Origin of the sequence: Variovorax sp. 38R, assembly GCF_014843395.1 — a bacterium.
Classification (GTDB): Bacteria; Pseudomonadota; Gammaproteobacteria; order Burkholderiales; family Burkholderiaceae_C; genus Variovorax; species Variovorax paradoxus_H.
Window position 1 is genome coordinate 3,816,808 of the sequence record NZ_CP062121.1, and the last position, 20,989, is coordinate 3,837,796.

Genomic DNA, 20,989 nt, shown 5'->3' on the forward strand with positions numbered 1-20,989 from the left:
GTCGGCATTTGATTGCCAAAGTCAATCAACTGAATGACAATGGCAACCATGAACGCTTCTGCCAGCCCCGTCGACCCGTCCGCCGTCAAGGCGATCCGCCAGTTCAACCGCTTCTACACGCGCCGCATCGGCGCCCTCGACCCCTACCTGGACAGCGACATGTCGTTGACCGATGTTCGAGTGCTCTACGAGCTGGCACACCGCGAAACCCCGGTCGCCAGCGAGATCGGGCGCGACCTGGGTTTCGACGCCGGCTACCTCAGCCGCATCCTGCGCCGCTTCGAAACCCAGGGCTGGCTCACGCGCGAGCCGCACGCCCGGGATGCGCGCCAGAGCGTGCTGCGCCTGACCGAGGCCGGCCACGCCGCGTTTGCGCCGTTGCAACAGAAATCGCGCGACGAAGCCGCCGCCCTGCTCGCCGCGCTGCCGCCGGCACAGCAAAACCAGCTGGTGCAGGCCATGGGCACGGTGCAATCGCTGCTCGATCCGGCCACGCCGCCGGCCCGCACGCAGGCCGCCGTGCTGCGCGACCCGGCGCCCGGCGACATCGGCTGGGTGGTGCAGCAGCATGGCGAGCTGTATGCGCGCGAATACGGCTGGGACCACCGCTTCGAAGCGCTCGTGGCGGGCATCGCGGGGGAGTTTTTGCTCAAGTTCCAGCCCGAGTGGGAGCGCTGCTGGATCGCCGAGTTGAACGGCGAGCGCGTCGGCGCGATCTTCGTGGTGCGCAAGTCGGCGACCGTGGCGCAGCTGCGCATGCTGATCCTCACGCCGGCCGCGCGCGGGCTGGGGCTGGGCGGACGCCTCGTGGACGAGTGCATCGCCTTCGCGCGCCGCAAGGGCTACAAGAAGATGACGCTATGGACCAACACCTGCCTCACCGCCGCGCGAAGCATCTATGCCAAGCGCGGGTTCCAGCTCACGCATTCGGAGCCGCATGAAGGCTATGGCCAGCCGCAGGTCGGTGAGACCTGGGAGTTGAAGCTCTAGCGCCTACTGCATGTACCAGCCGTGGCTCACGACGAGCGACTGGCCGGTCAACGCGTTGGTCGGGAAGGCCGCAAACAGCAGCGCCACGCGCGCCACGTCGTCCGTGGTCGTGAACTCGCCATCCACCGTTTCCTTGAGCATCACGTTCTTGATGACCTGCTCCTCGGTGATGCCCAGCGTCTTCGCCTGCTCGGGAATCTGCTTCTCGACCAGCGGCGTGCGCACGAAGCCCGGGCAGATCACGTTGGCGCGCACGCCGTGCTTGGCGCCTTCTTTCGCGACCGTCTTGGACAGCCCGATGAGGCCGTGCTTGGCCGTGACGTACGGCGCCTTCAGCAGCGATGCTTCCTTCGAGTGCACCGAGCCCATGTAGATCACGCTGCCGCCGCGGCCTTGCGCGTACATGTGCTTGAGGCAGGCCTTGGTGGTGAGAAACGCCCCGTCGAGGTGAATCGCGAGCATCTTCTTCCAGTCGGCAAAGCTGAACTCTTCGACCGGATGCACGATCTGGATGCCGGCGTTGCTGATGAGAATGTCGATGCCGCCGAAGGCTTTGGCGCCCTCTTCCACCGAAGCATTGACCTGGTCTTCGTTCGTCACGTCGACGCCCACGCCGATGGCCTGCGCGCCCGTGGCCTTCAGTTCGGCGGCGGTCGCGTCGGCGGCCTCCTTGTTGAGGTCGGCAATGATGATCTTCGCGCCTTCCTGTGCGAACAGGATGGCGATTTCCTTGCCGATGCCGCTGGCCGAGCCGGTGATGTAGGCGACCTTGTCCTTGAGTTGCATGGTGAAGCGTCCTTGGAAGTGGTGGGTAGGAAAAAAGCGAGCAAGAACCGGGCAAGCGCCCGGCTGCCGTGCCTCAGCGCGACAGCCCCGGCCGCTTGATGCGCCCGGTGCCCGGCTCGCCGAGGTCGAAGGTGGTCACGCCGTTCACCGTGGCGTCGGCGCGCAGCGTCTCGGGGTGCGCGAGCGTCTTGCCCATGTCGCGCACGCCCGACTCCCAGTGCTCTTCGACCGCGGCGCGCGAGAACTCGTAGTCCTTCGACTCCAGCTCGTACGACTTGTCGCGGTAGATCAGGTGAAAGATGTCGATCGGCTCGTGCGTGAGCTGCGCCTGCACCTCGACCACGCTCGGGTCGTTGCGCAGGCCGGGCGGCAGCTTGGCGATCAGGTCGGCAATCGCCTGCTGCAGGTTCATGTTGGCCGCGAGCGCGTCGGTGTTCATGCGTGTGCGGCTCGAATAGGTGATGTCCTTCTGGCGCTCCATCACGCCCGACAGCGTGTGCGGCATCTCGCCGCGCGCGTTGAACAGGTCGACCTGCAGCACCACCAGCGCCTCGGCGCGCGGATGCGTGTCGAGCACGTACTGCAGCGGCGTGTTCGACACGATGCCGCCGTCCCAGTAGTCGTCGCCGTCGATATGCACCGGCGCAAAGCCGGGCGGCAGCGCACCGCTGGCCATGATGTGCTCGGGGCCGATGCGCTGGCGCGTGTTGTCGAAGTACACCGAGTTGCCGGTGCGCACGTTGACGGCGCCTACGCTGAAGCGCGCCTCGCAGGCGTTGATGCGGTCGAAGTCGATGAGCCGCTCCAGCGTGGCCTTGAGCGGCGAGGTGTCGTAGTAGCTCAGGAGCGGTGCGGCACCGCCCATCAGCAAGGTCGGCGAATAGCGCGGCTCGAAGAAGCCCGGAATGCCGACCAGCGAAGCCATGGTGGCGCTCCACTGGTTCTGCGTGGCGCGGTCGCCCAGCCACGACGGCAGGCGCTGCGCCGGCCCCGAAGACACCAGGTGCCAGAACTCGCGCAGCCGGTCGACCCGCTGTGCGGGCGCGTTGCCGGCGATCAGTGCGGCGTTGATGGCGCCGATCGACACGCCCGCGATCCAGTGCGGCTGCAGGTCGGTCTCGCTGAGCGCGGCGTACACGCCCGCCTGGTAGGCCCCGAGCGCACCGCCGCCCTGCAGCACGAGCGCCTTGCGGGCGGCGCGCATGCCTTCGCGGCGGGCAATGAACGGATGGGGTGGTGCGGCGTGAGAAGCGGAAGAAGAGGCGGCAGCAGCGGTGGCGGCGCGAGGCTTTTTCTTGGGTGTCGTCGTCATGCGGTCATTGGACACCAGCCCCGCGACAGCTACCTGACCAGGGGCCTTTTCGCTGCTTCCTTCAGCCCCGGACGGATCTCACATCTTCGGCAGCATCTGGCCGCGGATCTCGCCGGCCGGGTTGGCGGCCGTGTGGATGTTGGCGTACCACTTGCCGGCCACGAGGTCGGCGGCCTGCGCCGGCGTGAGCGTGGCCTGGCCCTCGATCGGGCTGGCCGCGTTCGCGAAGGGCAGCACCACACCGGCATTCGCGCCTGCAGCAGCAGGGCCATGGAAGTGGGCCGCCGTGGCCGGGCCGCTCAGGCCGTCGTAGGTGATCTTGTACTTGAGCACGTTGGTGTCGCGGTTGAGCCAGGCCTCGGCCATGCCGCTGCCGCGTGTCATGTTGGGCGGCACTTCGCTGGCCGCGTTCATCGCGCCGCTGAAATTCGCGACGTTCGACTTCGACATCATTCCGCAGCCGGCCAGTGCGACGGCGGCCAGGCCCGCGACGAGGGTGGTGCGCCGGAGTGTGCGAGTGTTGTTGTTCATGGTCGGGGTCTCCTGTGGATGAAAGCATTCAGCATAGGCAGACGCCGCCTGCGGCCTTGTCGGCCAGCACCCCTTCTTTGCACGCCTCTGCAAGAGAATGCAACGATGATTTCCGACGACACAACACTCCCTTGTGCACACGATGTGGTCGCCTTCTGGCGCGATGCCGGACCCGAGCGCTGGTTCGCGAAAAGCGACGCCTTCGATGCCGCCTGCATCGACCGCCTGGCCGCCGCCCACCAGGCCGCGGCCAGCGGCCGGCTCGACCACTGGGCCGACACCGGCGAAGGCGCATTGGCCTTGCTGGTGCTACTCGACCAGTTCCCGCGCAACGCCTGGCGCCAGAACCCGCACATGCTCGCCACCGACGGCCTCGCGCTGGCCGTGGCGCGCCGTGCCGTGGAAGCCGGCTTCGACCGGCAGGCCGAGGCGTCGCTGCAGCGCTTCTTCTACCTGCCCTTCATGCACTCGGAGGTGCTGGCCGAGCAGGAGCGTTCGGTCGAACTCAACGCCACGCAGGACGCCAACACGCAGCGCTTCGCCGTGCTGCACCGCGACATCGTGGCGCGCTTCGGTCGCTTTCCACACCGCAACCGGATGCTCGGGCGCACGTCCACGCCCGAAGAGCAGAAGTTTCTCGACGAAGGCGGCTTCGCCGGTTAAGCGGCGTCGACGTGCGCCGGCAGCGGCACGTCGCGCGTCGGCGACGCGTGGCCGGCCGGCTCCGCCAGGGCGTCTTTCATCGAGCCGTAGGTGCGCGCATAGACCCAGGTGAACTCGGCACCCAGCAGGAAGATCTGCGCCGAGTAGTACACCCACACCAGCACCACCACCAGCGAGCCGGCCGCGCCGTAGCCCGAGGCCACGCTGCTCTTGCCGATGTACAGGCCGATGAGGTGCTTGCCCACGGTGAACAGCAGCGCCGTCACCGCCGCGCCCACCCACACGTCGCGCCACTGCACCTTGGCGCGCGGCATGATCTTGTAGATCATCGCGAAGATCACCGTCACCATCGCGAAGCTGAAGACGAAGTTCACCACCTGCGCCAGCGTGGCCCAGGCACCGAACATCGGTGACCACCACTTGCCCAGCGCCGCCAGTGCCGCGCTCGCCACCAGTGACACCATCAGCAGGAAGCCGATGCCCATGATCATGCTGAACGACAGCAGGCGCACGCGCAGCATGTTGAAGACGCCCTTGTTGCGGGTGCGCGCGGGGGCGCGCCAGATGCGGTCGAGCGCGTCCTGCAGCTCGCCGAAGACGGTGGTCGCGCCCACGATCAGCAGCGCGATACCGACCACCGTGGCCACGATGCCCTCGGTCGGCTTGTTGACCGCCTGCAGCATGCCCTGCACCGCCGCCGCGCCCTGCTCGCCCATGAGGCCCGAGAGCTGCGCGAAGATTTCGCCGCGCGCGGCCTCCTGCCCGAAGACGAGGCCGGCCACCGCGATCACGATCAGCAGCAGCGGCGCGATCGAGAACACCGTGTAGTAGGCCAACGCCGCGCCCATGCTCGGGGCGTAGTCGTTCGACCAGGATGCGAAGGCGCGCCGGCAGAGATCGAAGAGTGCGCGAAGTTGCATGAGCATGAAGTGTTCCTCGGGTGGGCCCCGCGTCTGTCAGCGCGGCGCCCGGCATGTTGACAGGCTGCCTACGATAATCGCTCGCACATGCACCCGTCCGCTCCCGCCGCGGCCCCGCCGCCCGACCGCCCGCAGCCCGCGTCGCCACGCGACCTTTTTGTTTCATTCACCTGGCTCGCGCTGCAAGGCTTCGGTGGCGTTCTCGCCATCGTCCAGCGCGAGATGGTCGAAAAGAAGAAGTGGCTCACGCCCGACCAGTTCCTCGAAGACTGGGCCGTCGCTCAGGTGATGCCGGGGCCGAACGTGGTCAACCTCGCACTGATGATCGGCGACCGCTACTTCGGCCTGCGCGGTGCCATCGCCGCGGTGGCCGGCATGCTCACCGTGCCGCTTTTCGTGATCCTCGCGCTGGCCGTGCTCTACGCGCACTACGCCGCCAACCCGCAGGTGGCGGCCGCACTGCGCGGCATGGGCGCGGTGTCGGGCGGGCTGATCGCCGCCACGGGCATCAAGCTGATTCCGCAGCTGCGCAAGCACCCGCTGGGCTTTGCGACCTGCCTGGTGTTCGTGGCGCTGGTGTTTGCTGCCATCGCGCTGTTGAAGATTCCGCTGGGGTGGGTACTGCTCGCCTTGGGCGGCGTGGCCTGCGTGTGGACCTGGAAGAAGATCGCGCCATGAACATCGTCATGCAATGGCACGACTGGCTGGCGCTGTTCGGCCAGTACCTGCTGCTGTCGCTACTGTCGATCAGCGGCGCGATCACCACGGTGCCCGACATGCACCGCTACCTCGTGGCCCAGCACGGCTGGCTCACCGAGGCGCAGTTCACCTCCTCGGTCGCCATCGCCCAGGCCGCCCCCGGACCCAACGTGCTGTTCGTCGCGCTGATGGGATGGAACGTCGGGCTCAACGCGGGCGGCGGCATCGGCGCCGGGCCCATGGCCTGGCTGCTCGGCTTCTTCGGTCTGATGGTCACCATGGTCGGCATCATGCTGCCGAGCACCACCCTCACCTATTTCGCCACGCGCTGGGGCCATCGCAACCGCACACGCCGCGAGGTGCGCGCCTTCAAGCAGGGCATGGCGCCTGTGGTGGTCGGGCTGCTCATCGCCACCGGCTGGGTGCTGGCCGGCGGCAACCAGTCGCCCGGCGTGCCGGCCTGGCATCTGTGGCTGCTCAGCGGCGTGGCCGCGCTGGTGGTCTGGCGCACGCGCATCCACCTGCTGTGGCTGCTGGGCTGCGGCGCGGCGCTGGGCGCGGTAGGCTTCGTCTGAACACCTTTCCTTTCTGCACACTTTTTTCTTTCAGGAGCCCTCTGCCATGTCGCAACTTCGTCCGCTCGGCCGTTCCAGCCTTCGGGTGTCTCCCCTCGCCTTCGGTGGCAACGTGTTCGGCTGGACCGTCGACGAGGCGGCCTCGTTCAAGCTGCTCGATGCCTGGCTCGACGCCGGCTTCAACTTCGTCGACACCGCCGACGTCTACTCGGCCTGGGTGCCGGGCCATGTGGGCGGCGAATCGGAGACGATCATCGGCAAGTGGCTCAAGCAGAGCGGCAAGCGCAACCGCGTGGTGCTGGCCACCAAGGTCGGCAAGCCGATGGGCGAAGGCAAGGTGGGCCTGTCGCCCGCGTACATCCGCGAGGCCGTCGAGGCGTCGCTCAAGCGCCTGCAGACCGACTACATCGACCTGTACCAATCGCACGACGACGATGCGAACACGCCGCTCGAAGACACGCTGGGCACCTTCGACGCGCTCATCAAGGAGGGCAAGGTGCGCGCCATCGGCGCCTCGAACTACACGGCACCGCGGCTGGCCGAGGCGCTCGACGTGTCGGAGCGCCTGGGCATTGCGCGCTACGAAAGCCTGCAGCCGCTGTACAACCTGTACGACCGCGCGGTCTTCGAAGACGAGCTCGAGCCGCTGTGCGTCAAGCGCGAAGTGGGCGTGATCAATTTCTATGCGCTGGCAGCGGGTTTTCTCACGGGCAAGTACCGCACCGAGGCCGATGCGGCCAAGAGCGCGCGCGGCGCCAACACCACGAAGAAGTACCTGAACCCGCGCGGCCTGCGCATCCTCGATGCGCTCGACAAGGTGGCCCAGCAGTACAACGCCAAGCCCGGCCAGGTCGCCATTGCGTGGCAGATCGCACGGCCCGGCGTGACAGCCCCGATCGCCAGCGCCACCTCGTTGGCGCAGCTCGAAGAGCTGGTGGTGGCCACGCAACTCAAGCTGGACGCGGGCACCATCGACATGCTCGATCGCGCCAGCGCCGAGACGCCGGCCTGAGCCTCGGCTAGCCGTCGACCGGATTCAGCGGCGTCGCCAGGATGCGCTGGTAGAACGCCACGTCGAGCCAGCGGCCGAACTTGAAGCCGGCCTGCTGCACGGTGCCTGAATACGTGAAGCCCAGGCGCTCGTGCAGCGCGATGCTGCCGGCGTTCGACGCATCGATGGCGCCGACCATCACGTGCACTTCGCGCGCGATCGCCTCGGCCACGATCGCCTCCATCAGCGTGCGGCCCAGGCCCTCGCCGCGGTGCGCGGCATCGACGTACACCGAGTGCTCCACCGTGTACTTGTAGGCCGGAAAGGCACGGAACGTGCCGTAGCTGGCAAAGCCCAGCAGCTTGCCGTTGTCGTCTTCCGCGCCGATCACCGGGAACCCATTGGCGCGCTTGGTGGCGAACCACGTCAACATGTTCTCGGGCGTGCGCGGCTTGTAGTCGTACAGCGCGGTGGAATTGACGATGGCCTCGTTCAAGATCGCCAGGATGGCGCCTGAATGGGCTTCTTCGGTGCAGGCGATGAGACGCATGGTGTTTCTCTGTCGTTTAATATAAGAGAATAATAATCTCATATGGGAAACACTTCACCTTCCACCCCCTCCGCAGCGCCGGCCGATGGCCACATCGACGCACTCATCGCCACCCGGCTGCTGGCGCTGCGCCAGGCCCAGGGACTCAGCCTCGCCGACCTGGCCGGGCTGTCGGGCGTGAGCAAGGCGATGATCTCCAAGGTCGAGCGCGCGCAGAGCAGCCCGACGGCTGTGCTGCTGGGAAAGCTCGCCGCCGGCCTCGGGGTCTCGCTGGCGCAGCTTCTCACCGAGGACAAGGCGCAGCCGCAACGGCTGCGCACGCGGGCTGCGCAGGAGGTCTGGCGCGACCCCGAGGCAGGTTATTTACGCCGGCAGGTCGCCGAGCGCGGCGCGGGCAGCGGCGTGGAGCTGGTCGAGGTCGAGCTGCCGCGCGCCGCGCAGGTCGGCTATCCGCGATGGAGCGGCACGCCGTACCGGCAGAGCCTGTGGATGCTCGAAGGCGCGCTGCAGGTCGACTACGGCGAAGAGCGCTTCGAACTCGCCCCGGGCGACTGCCTCGACTTCGGCGTCGACCGGCCGCTGGTCTTCAAGGCGCTGGGTCGCACCGCCTGCCGCTACCTGCTGGTCGCCGTGCCCGATTGACCGTACCCGCGCGGTAGGCAAGCTCCCACACACAAAGACGATTCAGGCCGGTTCGGGCCCGGGGGTGCGTCGGGATACTGCAAGGCATCTCAGCTACCGGAGCCTCACGATGTCCTTTGCGCTTTACATGATCGGCTTTCTGATCTTCCTGGCTGGGGTCGCCTGGGGCGCCTCGGTGGCCGGCGTGCCCACGCTCTACATCGGCATCGGCGCGCTGATCCTGCTGGGCATCGGCGTCTTCAGCGCCGTGGCCCGCACGCGCAGCAAAGACCCGTCCTGAACGAGCCTGCCGGCTTCACAGATCAGTTCACACAGGCTTCACGCCCGGCGCACATGGCGTCGCTAACTTCGCAGGCGCACCACACCCCGTGGTGCGCTTTGCAAGTCAGCCTCCCATGCACGCCTCTTCTTCCTGTCTCTTTTCTCCCCACGCGCCTTCCTCATCGTCGGCCGCGCCCTGCCCCGCACCGGCCTTCGTGAGCGACCCCGGTCTGGCCTGCACCCAGGTCGACCTGCTCGTCATCGGCGCGAGCTTTGCCGGGCTGGCCTGCGCACGCGCCGCCGCCAAGGCCGGCCTCAGCGTGATGGTGCTCGAGAAGAAAACCGCCGCCGGCGCCAAGCTGCACACCACCGGGATCATCGTCAAGGACGCGGTCGACAGCGTGCCGTGGCTGGCCGAAGTGCCGCCCGCGCTGGTGCGCCGCATCGAAGGCGTGCGGCTGTACGCGCCCGACATGCACCACGTCGACCTGCACGCGCCCGGCTACTGGTTCTGGGCCACCGACGCGCCCGCGCTGCTCGACTGGATGGTGGACTCCACCCGGGCCTGCGGCGTCGAGGTGCGACTGGGCACGCTGTTCGAGCAGGCGCTGTGGGTGAACGGCCGCTGGGAGGTGCCGGTGGCGCAGGGCCCGTGCATCCGCGCGACCTACCTCGTCGGTGCCGACGGCCCGCATTCGCGCGTCGCCAAGGCGCTGGGCCTGTCGCGCAACACGCGCTTCCTTTACGGCGTGGAGCACGAGTACCAGGGCGCACGCATGGCACCCGACCTTCTGCATTGCTTCATCGACAAACAACTCGCGCCGGGCTACATCGGCTGGGCACTCGACGGTGTCGGCGTGAGCCAGATCGGCCTGGCGCGCCGCATGGGGCGCCACGACACGGGCGCGCTGCGGCTCGACCCGCTGCTGCGCAAGATCGCTCCCGTGGTGTCGCCCGGCGACGCGCCACCGGTCGCCGTGCGCGCCGGGATGATCCCCTGCGGCGGCGTGCTGCCGGTGGTGGCCCGCGAACGGGCGTTGCTGGTGGGTGATGCGGCGGGCATGGTGTCGCCCGTGACGGCCGGTGGCATCCACACGGCGCTGCAGCACGGCGAGCGCGCCGGCGAGGCCGTGGCGCGCTTCGTGCGCGGCGAGGTGGACGACCCCGCCACGTGGTTCGTGCGCGGCTACCCGCGTTTTCTGATGAAGCGCACGCTGCGCTGGGCCTTCGACCACTTCCAGAGCGACTGGATGTTCAACCGCCTGCTCGGCACGGCGCCGATGCGGCGTGCGGCGGAACTGGTGTACTTCCACCGCAAGGGCAGCGGACCCGTGGCCCGGTGACCCGCTAGCCCGTCAGATGATGCTCAGAGGCCGCGCTGGCGCATCGCCTCGTAGAGGCACACGCCGCTGGCCACCGACACGTTCAGGCTCTCGACCGCGCCGGCCATCGGGATGCTCACCAGCTCGTCGCAGGTCTTGCGCGTGAGCTGGCGCATGCCCTCGCCCTCGGCGCCCAGCACCAGCGCCAGGGGGCGCTTGAAGTCGCTCTGGTAGATCGTGCCCGGTGCGTCGTCGCTCGTGCCCACGCACCAGATGCTGCGTTCCTTGAGCTCGTTGAGCGTGCGCGCCAGGTTGGTCACCATGAAGTACGGCACGGTCTCGGCCGCGCCGCTCGCCACCTTGGCGACGGTGGCGTTGATGCCGGCCGCATGGTCCTTGGGCGCAATCACCGCATGGGCGCCGGCGCCGTCGGCCACGCGCAGGCAGGCGCCGAGGTTGTGCGGGTCGGTCACGCCGTCGAGCACCAGCAGCAAGGGCACGGTGCCGGCCTCTTCGAGGCCTTCGAGCAGCTCGTCGAGCGAATGGATTTGTGCGGCGGGCTCGACCCGCGCGACCACGCCCTGGTGGCCGTGGCTGCCGCTGAGCTTGGACAGCCGCAGGCCGTCGGCCTCGACCAGCCGCACACCGGCTTCTTGCGCACGCGCCAGGAACTGTTTCATGCGCGCATCGCGCCGGCTGGCGTCGAACATCACTTCGAGCACCGATTTCGGCGCGGTCTTGATGCGCACGCCCACGGCATGGAAGCCGAAGATCACTTTAGGGGAAGACATATGCCGATTATCGAGGGCCCGGCGCCCTCGCCCTCAGGCCAGCGGCAAACCGCTGTTCGCGCGGGTGCGTTCGTCGTGGAGTTCCTGCACCACCAGGGCGTTCATGTGCACCTTCAGCGTGTTGCCCACGCTCCCCAGGTACTGGCAGGCGGCATACCCCTCGGCGGCCTTTTCGTAGCGCGCCACCCAGGCGTCGCGCGCGGGCAGCCGGTCGGGCGACACGGGCCAGACGCCCGGCTGAGGCTTCAGGTGCTCGCCGATGCCCACGCGCCAGGGCTTGGCGCTCAGGCGGGCGCGAAAGCAGTTCTGGTTGCGGCACATGCGCGCGTAGACCTTGTCGGCGCCCAGCGTCTGGAACACGTCGGTCACGGCGGCGTCGGACGGTGCGAAGACATCGTGCATGGCCAGCACGCGCAGGCCGGCCGGCGTGCGGTACAGCCGCAGGTGCCAGTCGGGATGCTGGTGAATGAAGCGCTCGACACGCGCCCGCGCGCCTGCCAGCGGATCGCTCTTGTCCTCGACCGCGGGCAGACCTTCTTTGTGGGCGCGCCAGAAGCCGAAGGCCGCCACCAGCATGAAGGCGGCCACGCCGGCCATTGCCGAGCGTGTGGCGTAGCCCGCGACGAGCGCACCGATGAATGCCGCGCCGATCACCGTCAACCCGCGTGCGCTGCCGCGTGAGCCTGGGCCCTCGAAGTCGACATCGACGAACAGCACGTCGGGCGTGTTGAGGCAGCGCGCGCCGTAGCCGTTGCGGGTGACGACGGCGTCGCCCTGGCGTTCGACGATTTCCTCGCGGATCGGCATGCCGTTGGCGCCGTTGTAGGCCAGCTTGCGTTCGCGGCGCTCCAGCTTTTCGCCGCCGACCACGATGCGGTCATAGGCCTCGCGGGTGCGCTGGTCGGCATGGGCTTGCGCAGCCAACGGGCTGTCGTCGGACCAGCCGAAGCGGCGCACGGTGACTTGCTGGCCGGCCACGCGCTCCTGGATGCGGCCTTCGGCCCAGAACTGGGGAACGATCACGCGGTCACGCGCCCTTGAAATACGACCACGCCGCGGCCGCGATCAGCAGCACGACGATCACCGGCAGCCACTTGAAGCCGCCGCCCGACACCCGGCCCGGCTCGGCCATCGGGTTCACCGCCGCGCTCGACGGCAGGTGCCCGAAGTCGCCGGCGGCAGGGTTCTGGTGCGCTTCGACCAGCTGCTTGGCTTCGGCCAGCCCCAGGCCCGTGGCCTCGCGCGTGAGGCGCACGGCCTCGACCTTCTGGCCCCGCGCCAGGGCCGCGAGTGCGGCCGCCGGCACCGAGGCGGGACCGTTGCCCTGCATGCCGCTGCTGGTCTCGGTGGCAGCCTCGCCCCGGCCCCAGTCGCCTTCCTGCCAGTCGGCCGGCGCGCCGGTGGCGACCGCGCCGCTGTTGGCATAGCGCTCGACGGCCTCCTTGGACGACTTGAGGTCCATGCCGGTGCGATCGCGCACGATCTTGATGGCCTCGATCAGGTTGCCGCGCTCCAGCGCGGCGATGGCTTCGGGGGGAAGCTGGGTCATGAACTCTCCTCGTGTTCAGGGCGAGCGCCGCGGGAGCCGGGCGCTATCTTCTTGCTGGCTCAGGCCGCCTGCGCGACCGTCGATTCGGGTGTTTTTTCGTTGAGCGCCACGCGCCCGGCCTCGATGGTGATGCGCCGCTCGCACTGCGAGGCGATGCTGCGGTCGTGCGTGACCAGCACCAGCGTGGTTCCCAGTTCGCGGTTCAGGTCGAACATCAGCTTCATGACCTGCTCGCCGGTCGCGAAATCGAGGCTGCCGGTAGGCTCGTCGGCCAGCAGCAGGGCCGGCTGGACCACGAAGGCCCGCGCCAGCGCCACGCGCTGCTGTTCGCCGCCCGACAGCACCTTGGGGTAGTGGCCTAGGCGCTGGCCCAGGCCGACGCGGCCCAGCATCTCGGTGGCGGCCTTGCGCGCGTCCTTGCGGTTGGCCAGCTCCAGCGGCAGCATGACGTTTTCGAGGGCGCTCAGGTTCCCCAGCAGCTGGAAGCTCTGGAACACGAAGCCCACGCGCTGGGCGCGCAGCGCGGCGCGCTCGTCCTCGTCGATGGCGAAGATGTCCTCGCCCGCGAGCTTCACGGTGCCGCGCGTGGGCGTGTCCAGCCCGGCAATGATCGACAGCAAGGTGCTCTTGCCGGAGCCCGAGGCGCCGACGATGGCGGCGGTTTCCCGCGCGCCCAAGGTGAAATGGATGTCCTGCAGAATGTCCAGCGTGCCGGCCGAGTCGGTGACGGACTTGAAGACATGCTCGACGGCGACAATGGCATCAGACGGGGGTTGGGACATGAAAGGCTTTTCGTTTTGAATCGACGTGACTTTATCTTGACCACCGCCGCGCTCGGCAGCGCGGGGGCATGGACGGGTGCAGCGGCCCAGGCACAGGCGGCATCGGCCGGCAAGCCGGTGATCCTCGTGCTCGGTGATTCGCTGAGCGCAGAGTACGGCCTCAAGCGCGGCGAAGGCTGGGTACCCTTGCTGGAAAAAAGGCTTGCGCAGCAGAAGATCGCGGCCTCGGTGGTCAACGCCAGCATCAGCGGCGACACCAGCTCCGGCGGGCGCGCCCGCTTCCCGGCCCTGCTGACGCAGCACAAGCCCAGCCACGTGGTGCTGGAGCTGGGCGCCAACGACGCCCTGCGCGGCCTGCCGCTCTCGAACACCGAAGACAACCTGCTGCAGATCACCAAGGCCGCGCAGGCCGCGGGCGCCCGGGTGCTGATCGTCGGCATCCAGGTGCCGCCGAACTACGGCGGCGACTACACGCGGCGTTTCGAAGCGGTGTTTGCAAAAGTGGCGGGCACGACCAAGTCGGCGTTGGTGCCGTTCCTGCTCAAGGGCGTGGCCGATGCGCCCGACGCCATGACGCTGTTCCAGACCGACCGCATCCATCCAACCGCCGCGGCGCAGCCGCAGATCCTGGACAACGTCTGGCCGGAGCTGCGCAAGCTGCTGCCCAAATAACGCGCCCTTGCGCGACCTCCAAAGAAAAAGCCGCAGCAGGCCTACGCCTGCTGCGGCTTTTCTATGTCCGGGGGTACGGGAAACGAGCAATCACCCGTTCTTGGTCGGCAACTCGGGCACCGTGGGGGGATCGCGTTCGAGCGATGCCACGTCGGTTTCCGGATCTCCGGGCGCCAGCCCGTCGCTGCTCGGGCTGAGCTTGCGGTTCGCCTTCTCCCGAAGCTTTTCTTCCTTCTTCTTCTTCTTGGCCAGCTCTTTCTGGCGCTTCTCGTAGCCGTAATTGGGTGTTGCCACTGCTTTTCCTTCAGGCGAGGCAGTCAGGATGACTGCGATTCGGCCTACTGTAAGCGATAACGGTGCAGTCTCAAGACGCAGCGCCTGCGGCCGTTTCGAACTCGAACACACCTTGCAAACCGGGGTAGCGCTGGTGCATGAACCAGGCCGTGGCGCCCGCGCCGGCCAGCACGGCCAGAACCATCGTGGCCACCATCCACCCGATGTGCTCGCCGATCGGCCAGAGGACGATCACCGCCAGCACCGGCAACAGCCCGGCGAGCGATGAAAGCCACATCCAGCGCCTCGGGGCGAGCATGGGCGCCCAGGTTTGAGGGTCGATGCCGGCATCGATGAACACCCCGGCGTCGAAACGCAGGCGCGGTTGCGGCTGGGTGGCCAGGTGCAGCAACAGCGCGCGCAGCAGAGCGGCCCGGTTACGAAAGCGAAGGACGCGGCCGGTGTCGACGGTCAGCGCCAGGGGCAGCCGGATCTCCCTGGGCTCACCACCCCGCACCACCTCCTGGAACACCAGCCGCTTGACGATGGCTTCGCTCGATACGAATTCGGTCTTCACGTCATGGAAACCCACGCGCACACGGCACACCTCGCACCATGCCACGGCCTGCGGCGATGCCGGATCGCCCCAGCACATGCCCTGCGCGTCGATCCGCAGCATCCCCTCGCCCACGCGAGGAAACTGGCGCAGCAGGTACCAGATGCCGCCGCCCAGCACCCCGAAGAGCGCCAGTCCGAGAAGCAGAAGGATCGCTTCGTTGCCGCGCACGTTGGAGCCATCCTCCTCCAGCACGACGGCGGTGACGAGCCCTGCCGCCATCAACGCGAAAAACGCCACGAAGCCGCCGATGAAGAGCCGCGTGCCGCACAGGTCTGGCACGCCTTCCAGCGGGCCAGACTGTGCGAGCGCCTCCAGCACATGCGAAGGCACGGTCAGCACCCGCGATGCGACGGCTTGCGACGCGGGCAGCACCGCACCGCGCGCAGCCGGCTGCGCAACGGACGAACTCCTGCGATGTTTTCTGCCCACTGCGCGCGACAAAGCCTACATCTGCAGCAACGCCTGCTGCAGGTCGGCACGCAGGTCGTCCACGTCTTCCAGCCCGACCGAAAAACGCACCAGCGTGCCCTTGTAGGGCCAGCGGGCGACGCTGGCGTCGCGCATCAAACCGATGTCATAGGGCACGACGAGGCTGATCGGGCCGCCCCACGAATAGCCGAGGCGGAAGAGCTTGAGGCTGTCGCAGAAGCGGTCGACCTGCTCGGTGCTGAAGCGCTCGTCGAACACCACCGAGAACAGGCCGGCGGCGAGGTCGGTGGCGCCGCACAGCGCGCGCCAGTTGGCATGGCCCGGCGAATCCTCGAGCGCGGGGTGCAGCACCTGCGCGATCTCTTCGCAGCCGTTGAGCCAGCCGGCCAGCTCGCGTGCCGCGCGGTCGTGTGCGCCGTAGCGCAGCGCCATGCTCGGCAGCGAGCGCAGCAGTGTTTCGACATCGCCCACGCCGATGCCGAAGCCCATGCGCATGTGGGTGAGCTTGAGCGCGCGGTGCAGGCGCTCGTCGCGCGTGACGACGCTGCCCATGAGCACATCGCCGCCGCCGCTCGGGTACTTGGTGAGCGCGTGCACCGACACGTCGACGCCCTGTCCCGTGCCGTTGAAATCGAAGGGCGCGAAGGCCAGGCCCGCGCCCCAGGTGTTGTCGAGCGCGGTCATCACGCCGCGTTCGCGGCAGACCTCGGCGAGCGCCGGCAGGTTGGGGAATTCCATCGTCACCGAGCCGGCCGCTTCGAGCCACACCAGCCGCGTGCGGTGCGAGAGCTTGGCTTCCAGGTCGGACGGATTCATCGCGTCGTACAGGCGGTGCGTGATGCCGAAGTTCGCAAGCTCGCCGGTGGCCAGCGCCTTGGTGGGGCCGTAGGCGTTGTCGGGAATCAGCACCTCGTCGCCGGTTTTCAGGAACGCGAACGAGACCAGCGAGATCGCGGCCAGCCCGCTCGGCACGAGCAGGCATTCGGTGCCGCCTTCGAGCGTGGCCAGGCGTTCTTCGAGCGTGAAGGTGGTGGGCGTGCCGTGCAGGCCGTAGGTGTAGCCGGCCTTGGTTTTCCAGTCGCGCGCGCGCATGGCGGCGACGTCGGCGAAGAACACAGTCGAGGCCTTGAACACGCCGGGCTGCGGCGCGGAGAAGGTGTCCGGCGGCGTATAGGGATGGTGGATCAGGGTCGTGGAAGGCTTGCTCATGTGCCGATGCTAGCGCCCCGCGAAGAACCCTCAACGGCCGTGACATTCTCCGTGCGATATCGACGGCCTTGGCCGGATCGCTCTCGCATTGCGGATAGAGTTCGGGCTCCGAAAATAAAGGGAGGATTTTCTCGATGCGTCATCTGCTCATCACCATCACGGCCGCTGCGGCCCTGTCCGCCTGCGGCGGCATGAAGAACCTGGATTCGAATGCGCTCGCGGGCGCCGGCGGCAGCGCCTTCAAGGCCATGTCGCTCACCGACGGCGACGTGCAGGCACTGGCCAACCAGTCCTGCGCCGAACTCGACAAGAGCTCCAAGGTCGCACCTGCGACCGACGCCTACAGCAAGCGCCTGGAGCGCGTGCGCCAAGGCCTGCCGACCACCATCGGTGGCCAACCCGCCAGCTACAAGGTCTACCTCACGAAGGACGTGAACGCCTGGGCCATGGGCAACGGCTGCATCCGCGTCTACAGCGGTCTCATGGACCTCATGAACGACGACGAGCTGCGCGGCATCATCGGCCACGAGATCGGCCACGTTGCACTGGGCCACAGCAAGAAGGCCATGCAGACCGCCTACGCCGTGTCGGCCGCGCGTGGCATCGCCGGCGCCACCGGCAATGCGGCGATCACGCAGCTGTCGTCCTCGCAGATCGGCGACTTCGCCGAGAAGCTGGTCAACGCGCAGTTCTCGCAATCGCAGGAAACCGACTCCGACAACTACGCCTTCGACCTGCTGACCACGCAGAAGCTCAAGCGCGAAGGCCTCGTCACCGCGTTCCAGAAGCTGGCCAAGCTCGACGGCGGCAAGAGCTCGATGCTCAGCTCGCACCCCGCCTCCGGCGACCGCGCAGCCAACATCCAGAAGCGCCTCGCAACGAGCAAGTAAGCAGCCCGGGCGAAGCGGTCCCCTCGGCGCACAATGCGCCGATGGTCACCCGCCCGCCCTTTCCGGGGCCCGTCGCGCCATGCAGCTGACGCGGCCCCCGTCCCCTCATTTGCGGCCCTTCCTGCGGCTGCTGTGGGCCTCGGCGCCCGAGGGCGAACCCTCAACACGTACCGGCGCGCGCGAGCACGTGCTGCCCACGGGCGGCATGCACTTGGTATTCCGGCTTTCAGGGCCGCCGCTGCGGCTCTTCGACGACACACGCGACCTGCGCGGCCACACGGTCGGCTACGCGATCGTCGGCGGTGCGCGCGCCGCTTTCTACCTGCGCGACGTGTCGGTCGCGACGCGCTCGGTCGGCGCGCAACTGCACCCCGGTGCCGCCCGCCTGCTGCTGGGTGCGCCTGAAGACGCACTGAGTGGCCGCCACACGCCGCTCGACGCGCTGTGGGGCGAACGCCAGACCTGTGATGCGCTCGAGCAACTGCACGCATCGTCCGACGACCCTGCACGACAATTGGACGTGTTCGAGGCCTTGCTGACCCGGCGCCTGGCCGCCGCCGCCCTGCCCCGCACCAGCCCGCGCGGCCTGCACCCCGCCGTGGCCGCCTCGCTCGGGCAGATGACCCACGACACACCCGCATCGATCGCCACGCTGGTGGCACACAGCGGCTACAGCCACCGGCGCTTCATTGCGCTGTTCCGCGCCGCGATCGGGCTCGCGCCCAAGGAGTACGCCCGCGTGATGCGCTTCGACCGTGTGTTGGCGCTGGCCGCCGACGATCCGGCGCGCGCCTGGGCCGACATCGCGCTCGCCGCGGGCTACAGCGACCAGGCGCACCTGAGCCGCGAGTTCTCCGCGCTGGCCGGCCTGTCGCCGCAGGCCTGGCGGCAGACGGGCGCCGCCTCGCCGCGTCATGTGCCGGCGGTCAGTGCGGCAGGTCAAATTCCTTCAAGACGCTAGCGCCGGGGCTGCGCAGAATCGGCGCCACAGTCCCCGTTTCATCACCCGATTTAAGAAAGAAAGACAGGTCCCGCCATGGCCATCCACGAGCTGTTTCCGTACCTCTGCGTCGACAACGCCGCCGCCGCCGTCGACTTCTATTGCCACGTGTTCGAAGTGAAGGAAATCTTTCGCCTGACCGAGCCCAGCGGCCGCATCGGGCACGTCGAGCTGGACTTTCACAACGGCGCGATCCTGATGATCTCGGACGAGTTCGCCGAGTTCAACATCCGCTCGCCCAAGGCGCTCGGCGGCAGCGCCGTGACGCTGCACCTGCACGTGGACGACGCCGACGCGCTGGTCGCGCGCGCGGTCGCCGCGGGGGCCACGCTGGACATGGCACCGCAGGATCAGTTCTATGGGGAGCGTTCCGGCGTCTTCCGCGACCCGTTCGGTCACCGGTGGAACGTGGGTCACAGCATCGAGAAGGTGACGCCGGAGGAAATGCAGCGGCGCTACACCGCGATGTTCGACACCCCCGGCGGCGGCAGCTGCAGTTGAGCGCGCCGGCCGGTGGTGCCAGGGCCGGTCGTCAGACCGACCACTTCTCGATCAGCTTCTCGGCGCCGAGCGAGTCGTAGCCCTCGAAGGGCTGGTGGATCCACGGGTTGGTGGCCAGGAACTCGACCGAGTAGTCGGGCGTGAAGGTCGACATCGCCTTGGTCCAGATGACCGCGCTGCGCAGCTCGGTGATCGGCTTGTAGTTGTTGCGCAGCATGTCCATCACGGCGTGCAGCGTGTGGCCCGAATCGGCCAGGTCGTCCACCAGCAGCACCTTGCCGGCGATCTCGCCCTTGGGGGTCGTGATGAAGCGGGCGATGTCGAGATGGCCCTGGACCGTGCCGGCGTCGGCGCGGTAGGAGCTGGTCGACATGATCGCCAGCGGCTTGTCGAAGATGCGCGAGAGCACATCGCCCGGACGCATGCCGCCACGCGCCAGGCACAGGATGGTGTCGAACTCCCAGCCCGACTGGTGCACCTTGATCGCGAGCTTCTCGATCAGGTTGTGGTACTCGTCGTAGCTGACGTAGAGATGCTTTCCGTCTTCGGTCAACATGGTCTGGATTCCTTCAGTCTTTTTCTCGTTCGTGGAACACCGCGGAACCGGCTTTGCCGGGCCGCTGGTGTTGCCCCCGGAAGGGGGTTGGCGGCCACACGAAGTGGGCAAGCCTGTGGGAGAGCCTAGTCCGCGAGGTAGGGATGGCGCATCATGATCGTGTGGTCGCGATCAGGGCTAGTCGACACCATGTGGATCGGCACACCCGTGATCTGCTCGATGCGCTGCAGGTACAGGCGCGCATTGACCGGCAGCTTGTCGTGCTGCGTGACACCGACGGTGCTCTCGGTCCAACCTTCGAGCGTTTCGTAGATCGGCGTGCAGCGCTCGATTTCGTCGGCGCCCATCGGCAGGATGTCGGTGATTTCGCCGTCGAGTTCGTAGCCGGTGCACAGCTCCAGCTTCTCGAGACCGTCGAGCACGTCGAGCTTGGTGATGCACAGACCCGACAGGCCGTTGACCTGCGCCGAGCGCTTGAGCAGCGCGGCGTCGAACCAGCCGCAACGGCGGCTGCGGCCGGTGGTCACGCCCTTCTCGGCGCCCACGGTGCTCATGTGATAGCCGGGGGTACCCGGCGTGGCCCAGTCGAGTTCGGTGGGGAACGGACCGCCGCCCACGCGGGTGCAGTAGGCCTTGGTGATGCCGAGCACGTAGTGCAGCATGCCCGGGCCCACGCCCGAACCGGCGGCGGCGTTGCCGGCCACGCAGTTGCTCGAGGTCACGTACGGGTAGGTGCCGTGGTCGACGTCGAGCAGCGTGCCCTGCGCACCTTCGAACAGCAGGTTGGCGCCGGCCTTGTGGGCGTCGTTCAGTTCGCGCGAAACGTCGGCCATCATGGGCTTGAGCAGCACGGCGTGGCGCATGGCCTCGTCGAACACGGTGTCGTAGTCGATGGCGGGCGCGCCCAGCACCTGGGTCAGCACGTGGTTGTGCAGCTCGAGCAGCACGCGCAGCTTGGCTGCGAAACGCTCGGGGTGCTTCAGGTCTTGGACGCGCAGCGCGCGGCGGGCGATCTTGTCTTCGTAGGCCGGGCCGATGCCGCGGCCGGTGGTGCCGATTTTTTCGATGCCGCCCTTCTCACGGTAGGCCTCGCGCGCGATGTCCAGCGCGGCGTGGAACGGCAGGATCAGCGGGCAGGCCTCGCTGATGCGCAGGCGCGAACGCACTTCGACGCCGGCTTTCTCCAGGCCTTCGATTTCCTCGAAGAGCTTGGCCGCCGACAGCACCACGCCGTTGCCGATGTAGCACTTGACGCCGGGCCGCATGATGCCGCTCGGGATCAGGTGCAGCGCGGTCTTCACGCCGTTGATGACCAGCGTGTGACCCGCGTTGTGGCCGCCCTGGAAACGGACCACGCCCTGGGCGCTTTCCGTCAGCCAGTCAACCAGCTTGCCCTTGCCTTCGTCGCCCCATTGGGTTCCGACGACGACCACGTTTCTTCCGGTGGTTACGCTCATGCTCGTTCCATTGCTTAAA

General features: G+C 68.0%; 26 protein-coding genes. 12 read left to right on the forward strand and 14 right to left on the reverse strand.

What is annotated here, in order from left to right; all coding sequences use genetic code 11:
• Positions 1-48: 48 nt before the first annotated feature.
• Positions 49-990 carry a GNAT family N-acetyltransferase gene (locus tag IG196_RS17595; protein ID WP_412556345.1) on the forward strand — a complete coding sequence of 314 codons (942 nt, stop codon included), beginning with the start codon at positions 49-51 and terminating at the stop codon, positions 988-990.
• A 3-nt stretch (positions 991-993) separates the two neighbouring features.
• Here IG196_RS17595 and IG196_RS17600 read toward each other — a convergent pair whose 3' ends face one another.
• The 3 genes from IG196_RS17600 to IG196_RS17610 form a co-directional block, all read right to left on the reverse strand.
• The gene (locus IG196_RS17600) at positions 994-1,776 is read right to left on the reverse strand and encodes a 3-hydroxybutyrate dehydrogenase (RefSeq protein ID WP_101490091.1); all 783 of its coding nucleotides are present in this window, start codon (positions 1,774-1,776) and stop codon (positions 994-996) included.
• Between the two features lie 73 nt (positions 1,777-1,849).
• Complete coding sequence (locus tag IG196_RS17605) at positions 1,850-3,088, reverse strand: patatin-like phospholipase family protein (protein WP_192192154.1); 1,239 nt, start codon at positions 3,086-3,088, stop codon at positions 1,850-1,852.
• Between the two features lie 78 nt (positions 3,089-3,166).
• Entirely contained in the window at positions 3,167-3,619 is a 453-nt protein-coding gene (locus IG196_RS17610) for a CHRD domain-containing protein (RefSeq protein WP_192192155.1), read from the reverse strand.
• A 105-nt stretch (positions 3,620-3,724) separates the two neighbouring features.
• Here IG196_RS17610 and IG196_RS17615 point away from each other — a divergent pair, with 105 nt between their 5' ends.
• Complete coding sequence (locus IG196_RS17615; RefSeq protein WP_192192156.1) at positions 3,725-4,282, forward strand: DUF924 family protein; 558 nt, start codon at positions 3,725-3,727, stop codon at positions 4,280-4,282.
• Here the strand turns inward: IG196_RS17615 and IG196_RS17620 are convergent.
• Entirely contained in the window at positions 4,279-5,208 is a 930-nt protein-coding gene (locus IG196_RS17620) for a YihY/virulence factor BrkB family protein (protein WP_192192157.1), read from the reverse strand. The genes IG196_RS17615 and IG196_RS17620 overlap by 4 nt on opposite strands.
• Before the next feature lie 81 nt (positions 5,209-5,289).
• Here IG196_RS17620 and IG196_RS17625 point away from each other — a divergent pair, with 81 nt between their 5' ends.
• From IG196_RS17625 to IG196_RS17635, 3 genes are read left to right on the forward strand one after another with little or no spacing between them, the layout of a single operon-like run.
• Positions 5,290-5,880 carry a chromate transporter gene (locus tag IG196_RS17625; RefSeq protein WP_192192158.1) on the forward strand — a complete coding sequence of 197 codons (591 nt, stop codon included), beginning with the start codon at positions 5,290-5,292 and terminating at the stop codon, positions 5,878-5,880.
• On the forward strand, positions 5,877-6,476 hold the full coding sequence (locus IG196_RS17630; RefSeq protein ID WP_192192159.1) for a chromate transporter: 600 nt from the start codon (positions 5,877-5,879) through the stop codon (positions 6,474-6,476). Before IG196_RS17625 ends, IG196_RS17630 begins: the two co-directional genes overlap by 4 nt.
• 46 nt (positions 6,477-6,522) lie before the next feature.
• A complete protein-coding gene (locus tag IG196_RS17635) occupies positions 6,523-7,488 on the forward strand; it encodes an aldo/keto reductase (protein ID WP_192192160.1) in 966 nt (321 codons plus the stop codon).
• 7 nt (positions 7,489-7,495) lie between these two features.
• On the opposite strand, the gene IG196_RS17640 is transcribed toward IG196_RS17635, so the two are convergent.
• A complete protein-coding gene (locus tag IG196_RS17640) occupies positions 7,496-8,017 on the reverse strand; it encodes a GNAT family N-acetyltransferase (RefSeq protein WP_192192161.1) in 522 nt (173 codons plus the stop codon).
• 42 nt (positions 8,018-8,059) lie between these two features.
• Between IG196_RS17640 and IG196_RS17645 the strand changes: the two genes are divergently transcribed.
• The 3 genes from IG196_RS17645 (at position 8,060) to IG196_RS17655 (ending at position 10,263) form a co-directional block, all read left to right on the forward strand.
• Positions 8,060-8,659 (forward strand): helix-turn-helix domain-containing protein, encoded by a 600-nt coding sequence (locus IG196_RS17645; RefSeq protein ID WP_192192162.1) that lies wholly within the window; start codon positions 8,060-8,062, stop codon positions 8,657-8,659.
• Positions 8,660-8,768: 109 nt separating this feature from the next.
• Positions 8,769-8,939: a hypothetical protein gene (locus IG196_RS17650; RefSeq protein ID WP_167395039.1), complete on the forward strand. Its 171-nt coding sequence runs from the start codon at positions 8,769-8,771 to the stop codon at positions 8,937-8,939.
• Positions 8,940-9,054: 115 nt separating this feature from the next.
• On the forward strand, positions 9,055-10,263 hold the full coding sequence (locus tag IG196_RS17655) for an NAD(P)/FAD-dependent oxidoreductase (protein WP_192192163.1): 1,209 nt from the start codon (positions 9,055-9,057) through the stop codon (positions 10,261-10,263).
• 23 nt (positions 10,264-10,286) lie between these two features.
• Here the strand turns inward: IG196_RS17655 and rlmB are convergent, their stop codons facing one another.
• Genes rlmB through IG196_RS17675 form a run of 4 tightly spaced genes read right to left on the reverse strand, consistent with a single transcriptional unit; the run spans position 10,287 to position 13,364 of the window.
• Positions 10,287-11,033 carry a 23S rRNA (guanosine(2251)-2'-O)-methyltransferase RlmB gene (gene rlmB / locus IG196_RS17660; protein WP_101490080.1) on the reverse strand — a complete coding sequence of 249 codons (747 nt, stop codon included), beginning with the start codon at positions 11,031-11,033 and terminating at the stop codon, positions 10,287-10,289.
• A gap of 33 nt (positions 11,034-11,066) precedes the next feature.
• Positions 11,067-12,056, reverse strand: coding sequence for a hypothetical protein (locus tag IG196_RS17665; protein ID WP_192192164.1), 990 nt, complete (start codon positions 12,054-12,056; stop codon positions 11,067-11,069).
• A gap of 4 nt (positions 12,057-12,060) precedes the next feature.
• Positions 12,061-12,582, reverse strand: coding sequence for a ribosomal protein L7/L12 (locus IG196_RS17670; protein WP_192192165.1), 522 nt, complete (start codon positions 12,580-12,582; stop codon positions 12,061-12,063).
• A gap of 59 nt (positions 12,583-12,641) precedes the next feature.
• Positions 12,642-13,364: an ABC transporter ATP-binding protein gene (locus tag IG196_RS17675; protein ID WP_192192166.1), complete on the reverse strand. Its 723-nt coding sequence runs from the start codon at positions 13,362-13,364 to the stop codon at positions 12,642-12,644.
• A 36-nt stretch (positions 13,365-13,400) separates the two neighbouring features.
• On the opposite strand from IG196_RS17675, the gene IG196_RS17680 reads away from it, so the two are divergent.
• A complete protein-coding gene (locus IG196_RS17680) occupies positions 13,401-14,036 on the forward strand; it encodes an arylesterase (protein ID WP_225616705.1) in 636 nt (211 codons plus the stop codon).
• A gap of 90 nt (positions 14,037-14,126) precedes the next feature.
• Here IG196_RS17680 and IG196_RS17685 read toward each other — a convergent pair whose 3' ends face one another.
• The 3 genes from IG196_RS17685 to IG196_RS17695 form a co-directional block, all read right to left on the reverse strand.
• Positions 14,127-14,330 (reverse strand): hypothetical protein, encoded by a 204-nt coding sequence (locus tag IG196_RS17685; RefSeq protein WP_055796387.1) that lies wholly within the window; start codon positions 14,328-14,330, stop codon positions 14,127-14,129.
• 70 nt (positions 14,331-14,400) lie between these two features.
• On the reverse strand, positions 14,401-15,300 hold the full coding sequence (locus IG196_RS17690; protein ID WP_192192167.1) for a hypothetical protein: 900 nt from the start codon (positions 15,298-15,300) through the stop codon (positions 14,401-14,403).
• Between the two features lie 72 nt (positions 15,301-15,372).
• Complete coding sequence (locus IG196_RS17695) at positions 15,373-16,566, reverse strand: PLP-dependent transferase (protein ID WP_192192168.1); 1,194 nt, start codon at positions 16,564-16,566, stop codon at positions 15,373-15,375.
• A gap of 134 nt (positions 16,567-16,700) precedes the next feature.
• On the opposite strand from IG196_RS17695, the gene IG196_RS17700 reads away from it, so the two are divergent.
• From IG196_RS17700 to IG196_RS17710, 3 genes are all read left to right on the forward strand, one after another.
• A complete protein-coding gene (locus IG196_RS17700; RefSeq protein WP_192192169.1) occupies positions 16,701-17,456 on the forward strand; it encodes a M48 family metallopeptidase in 756 nt (251 codons plus the stop codon).
• Positions 17,457-17,535: 79 nt separating this feature from the next.
• On the forward strand, positions 17,536-18,417 hold the full coding sequence (locus tag IG196_RS17705) for a helix-turn-helix domain-containing protein (RefSeq protein WP_192192170.1): 882 nt from the start codon (positions 17,536-17,538) through the stop codon (positions 18,415-18,417).
• 75 nt (positions 18,418-18,492) lie between these two features.
• Positions 18,493-18,957 (forward strand): VOC family protein, encoded by a 465-nt coding sequence (locus IG196_RS17710; protein ID WP_056580108.1) that lies wholly within the window; start codon positions 18,493-18,495, stop codon positions 18,955-18,957.
• A 31-nt stretch (positions 18,958-18,988) separates the two neighbouring features.
• On the opposite strand, the gene IG196_RS17715 is transcribed toward IG196_RS17710, so the two are convergent.
• Positions 18,989-19,513 carry a phosphoribosyltransferase gene (locus IG196_RS17715; protein WP_101490322.1) on the reverse strand — a complete coding sequence of 175 codons (525 nt, stop codon included), beginning with the start codon at positions 19,511-19,513 and terminating at the stop codon, positions 18,989-18,991.
• Positions 19,514-19,638: 125 nt separating this feature from the next.
• On the reverse strand, positions 19,639-20,970 hold the full coding sequence (locus IG196_RS17720) for an adenylosuccinate synthase (protein WP_101490073.1): 1,332 nt from the start codon (positions 20,968-20,970) through the stop codon (positions 19,639-19,641).
• Positions 20,971-20,989 lie beyond the last annotated feature (19 nt).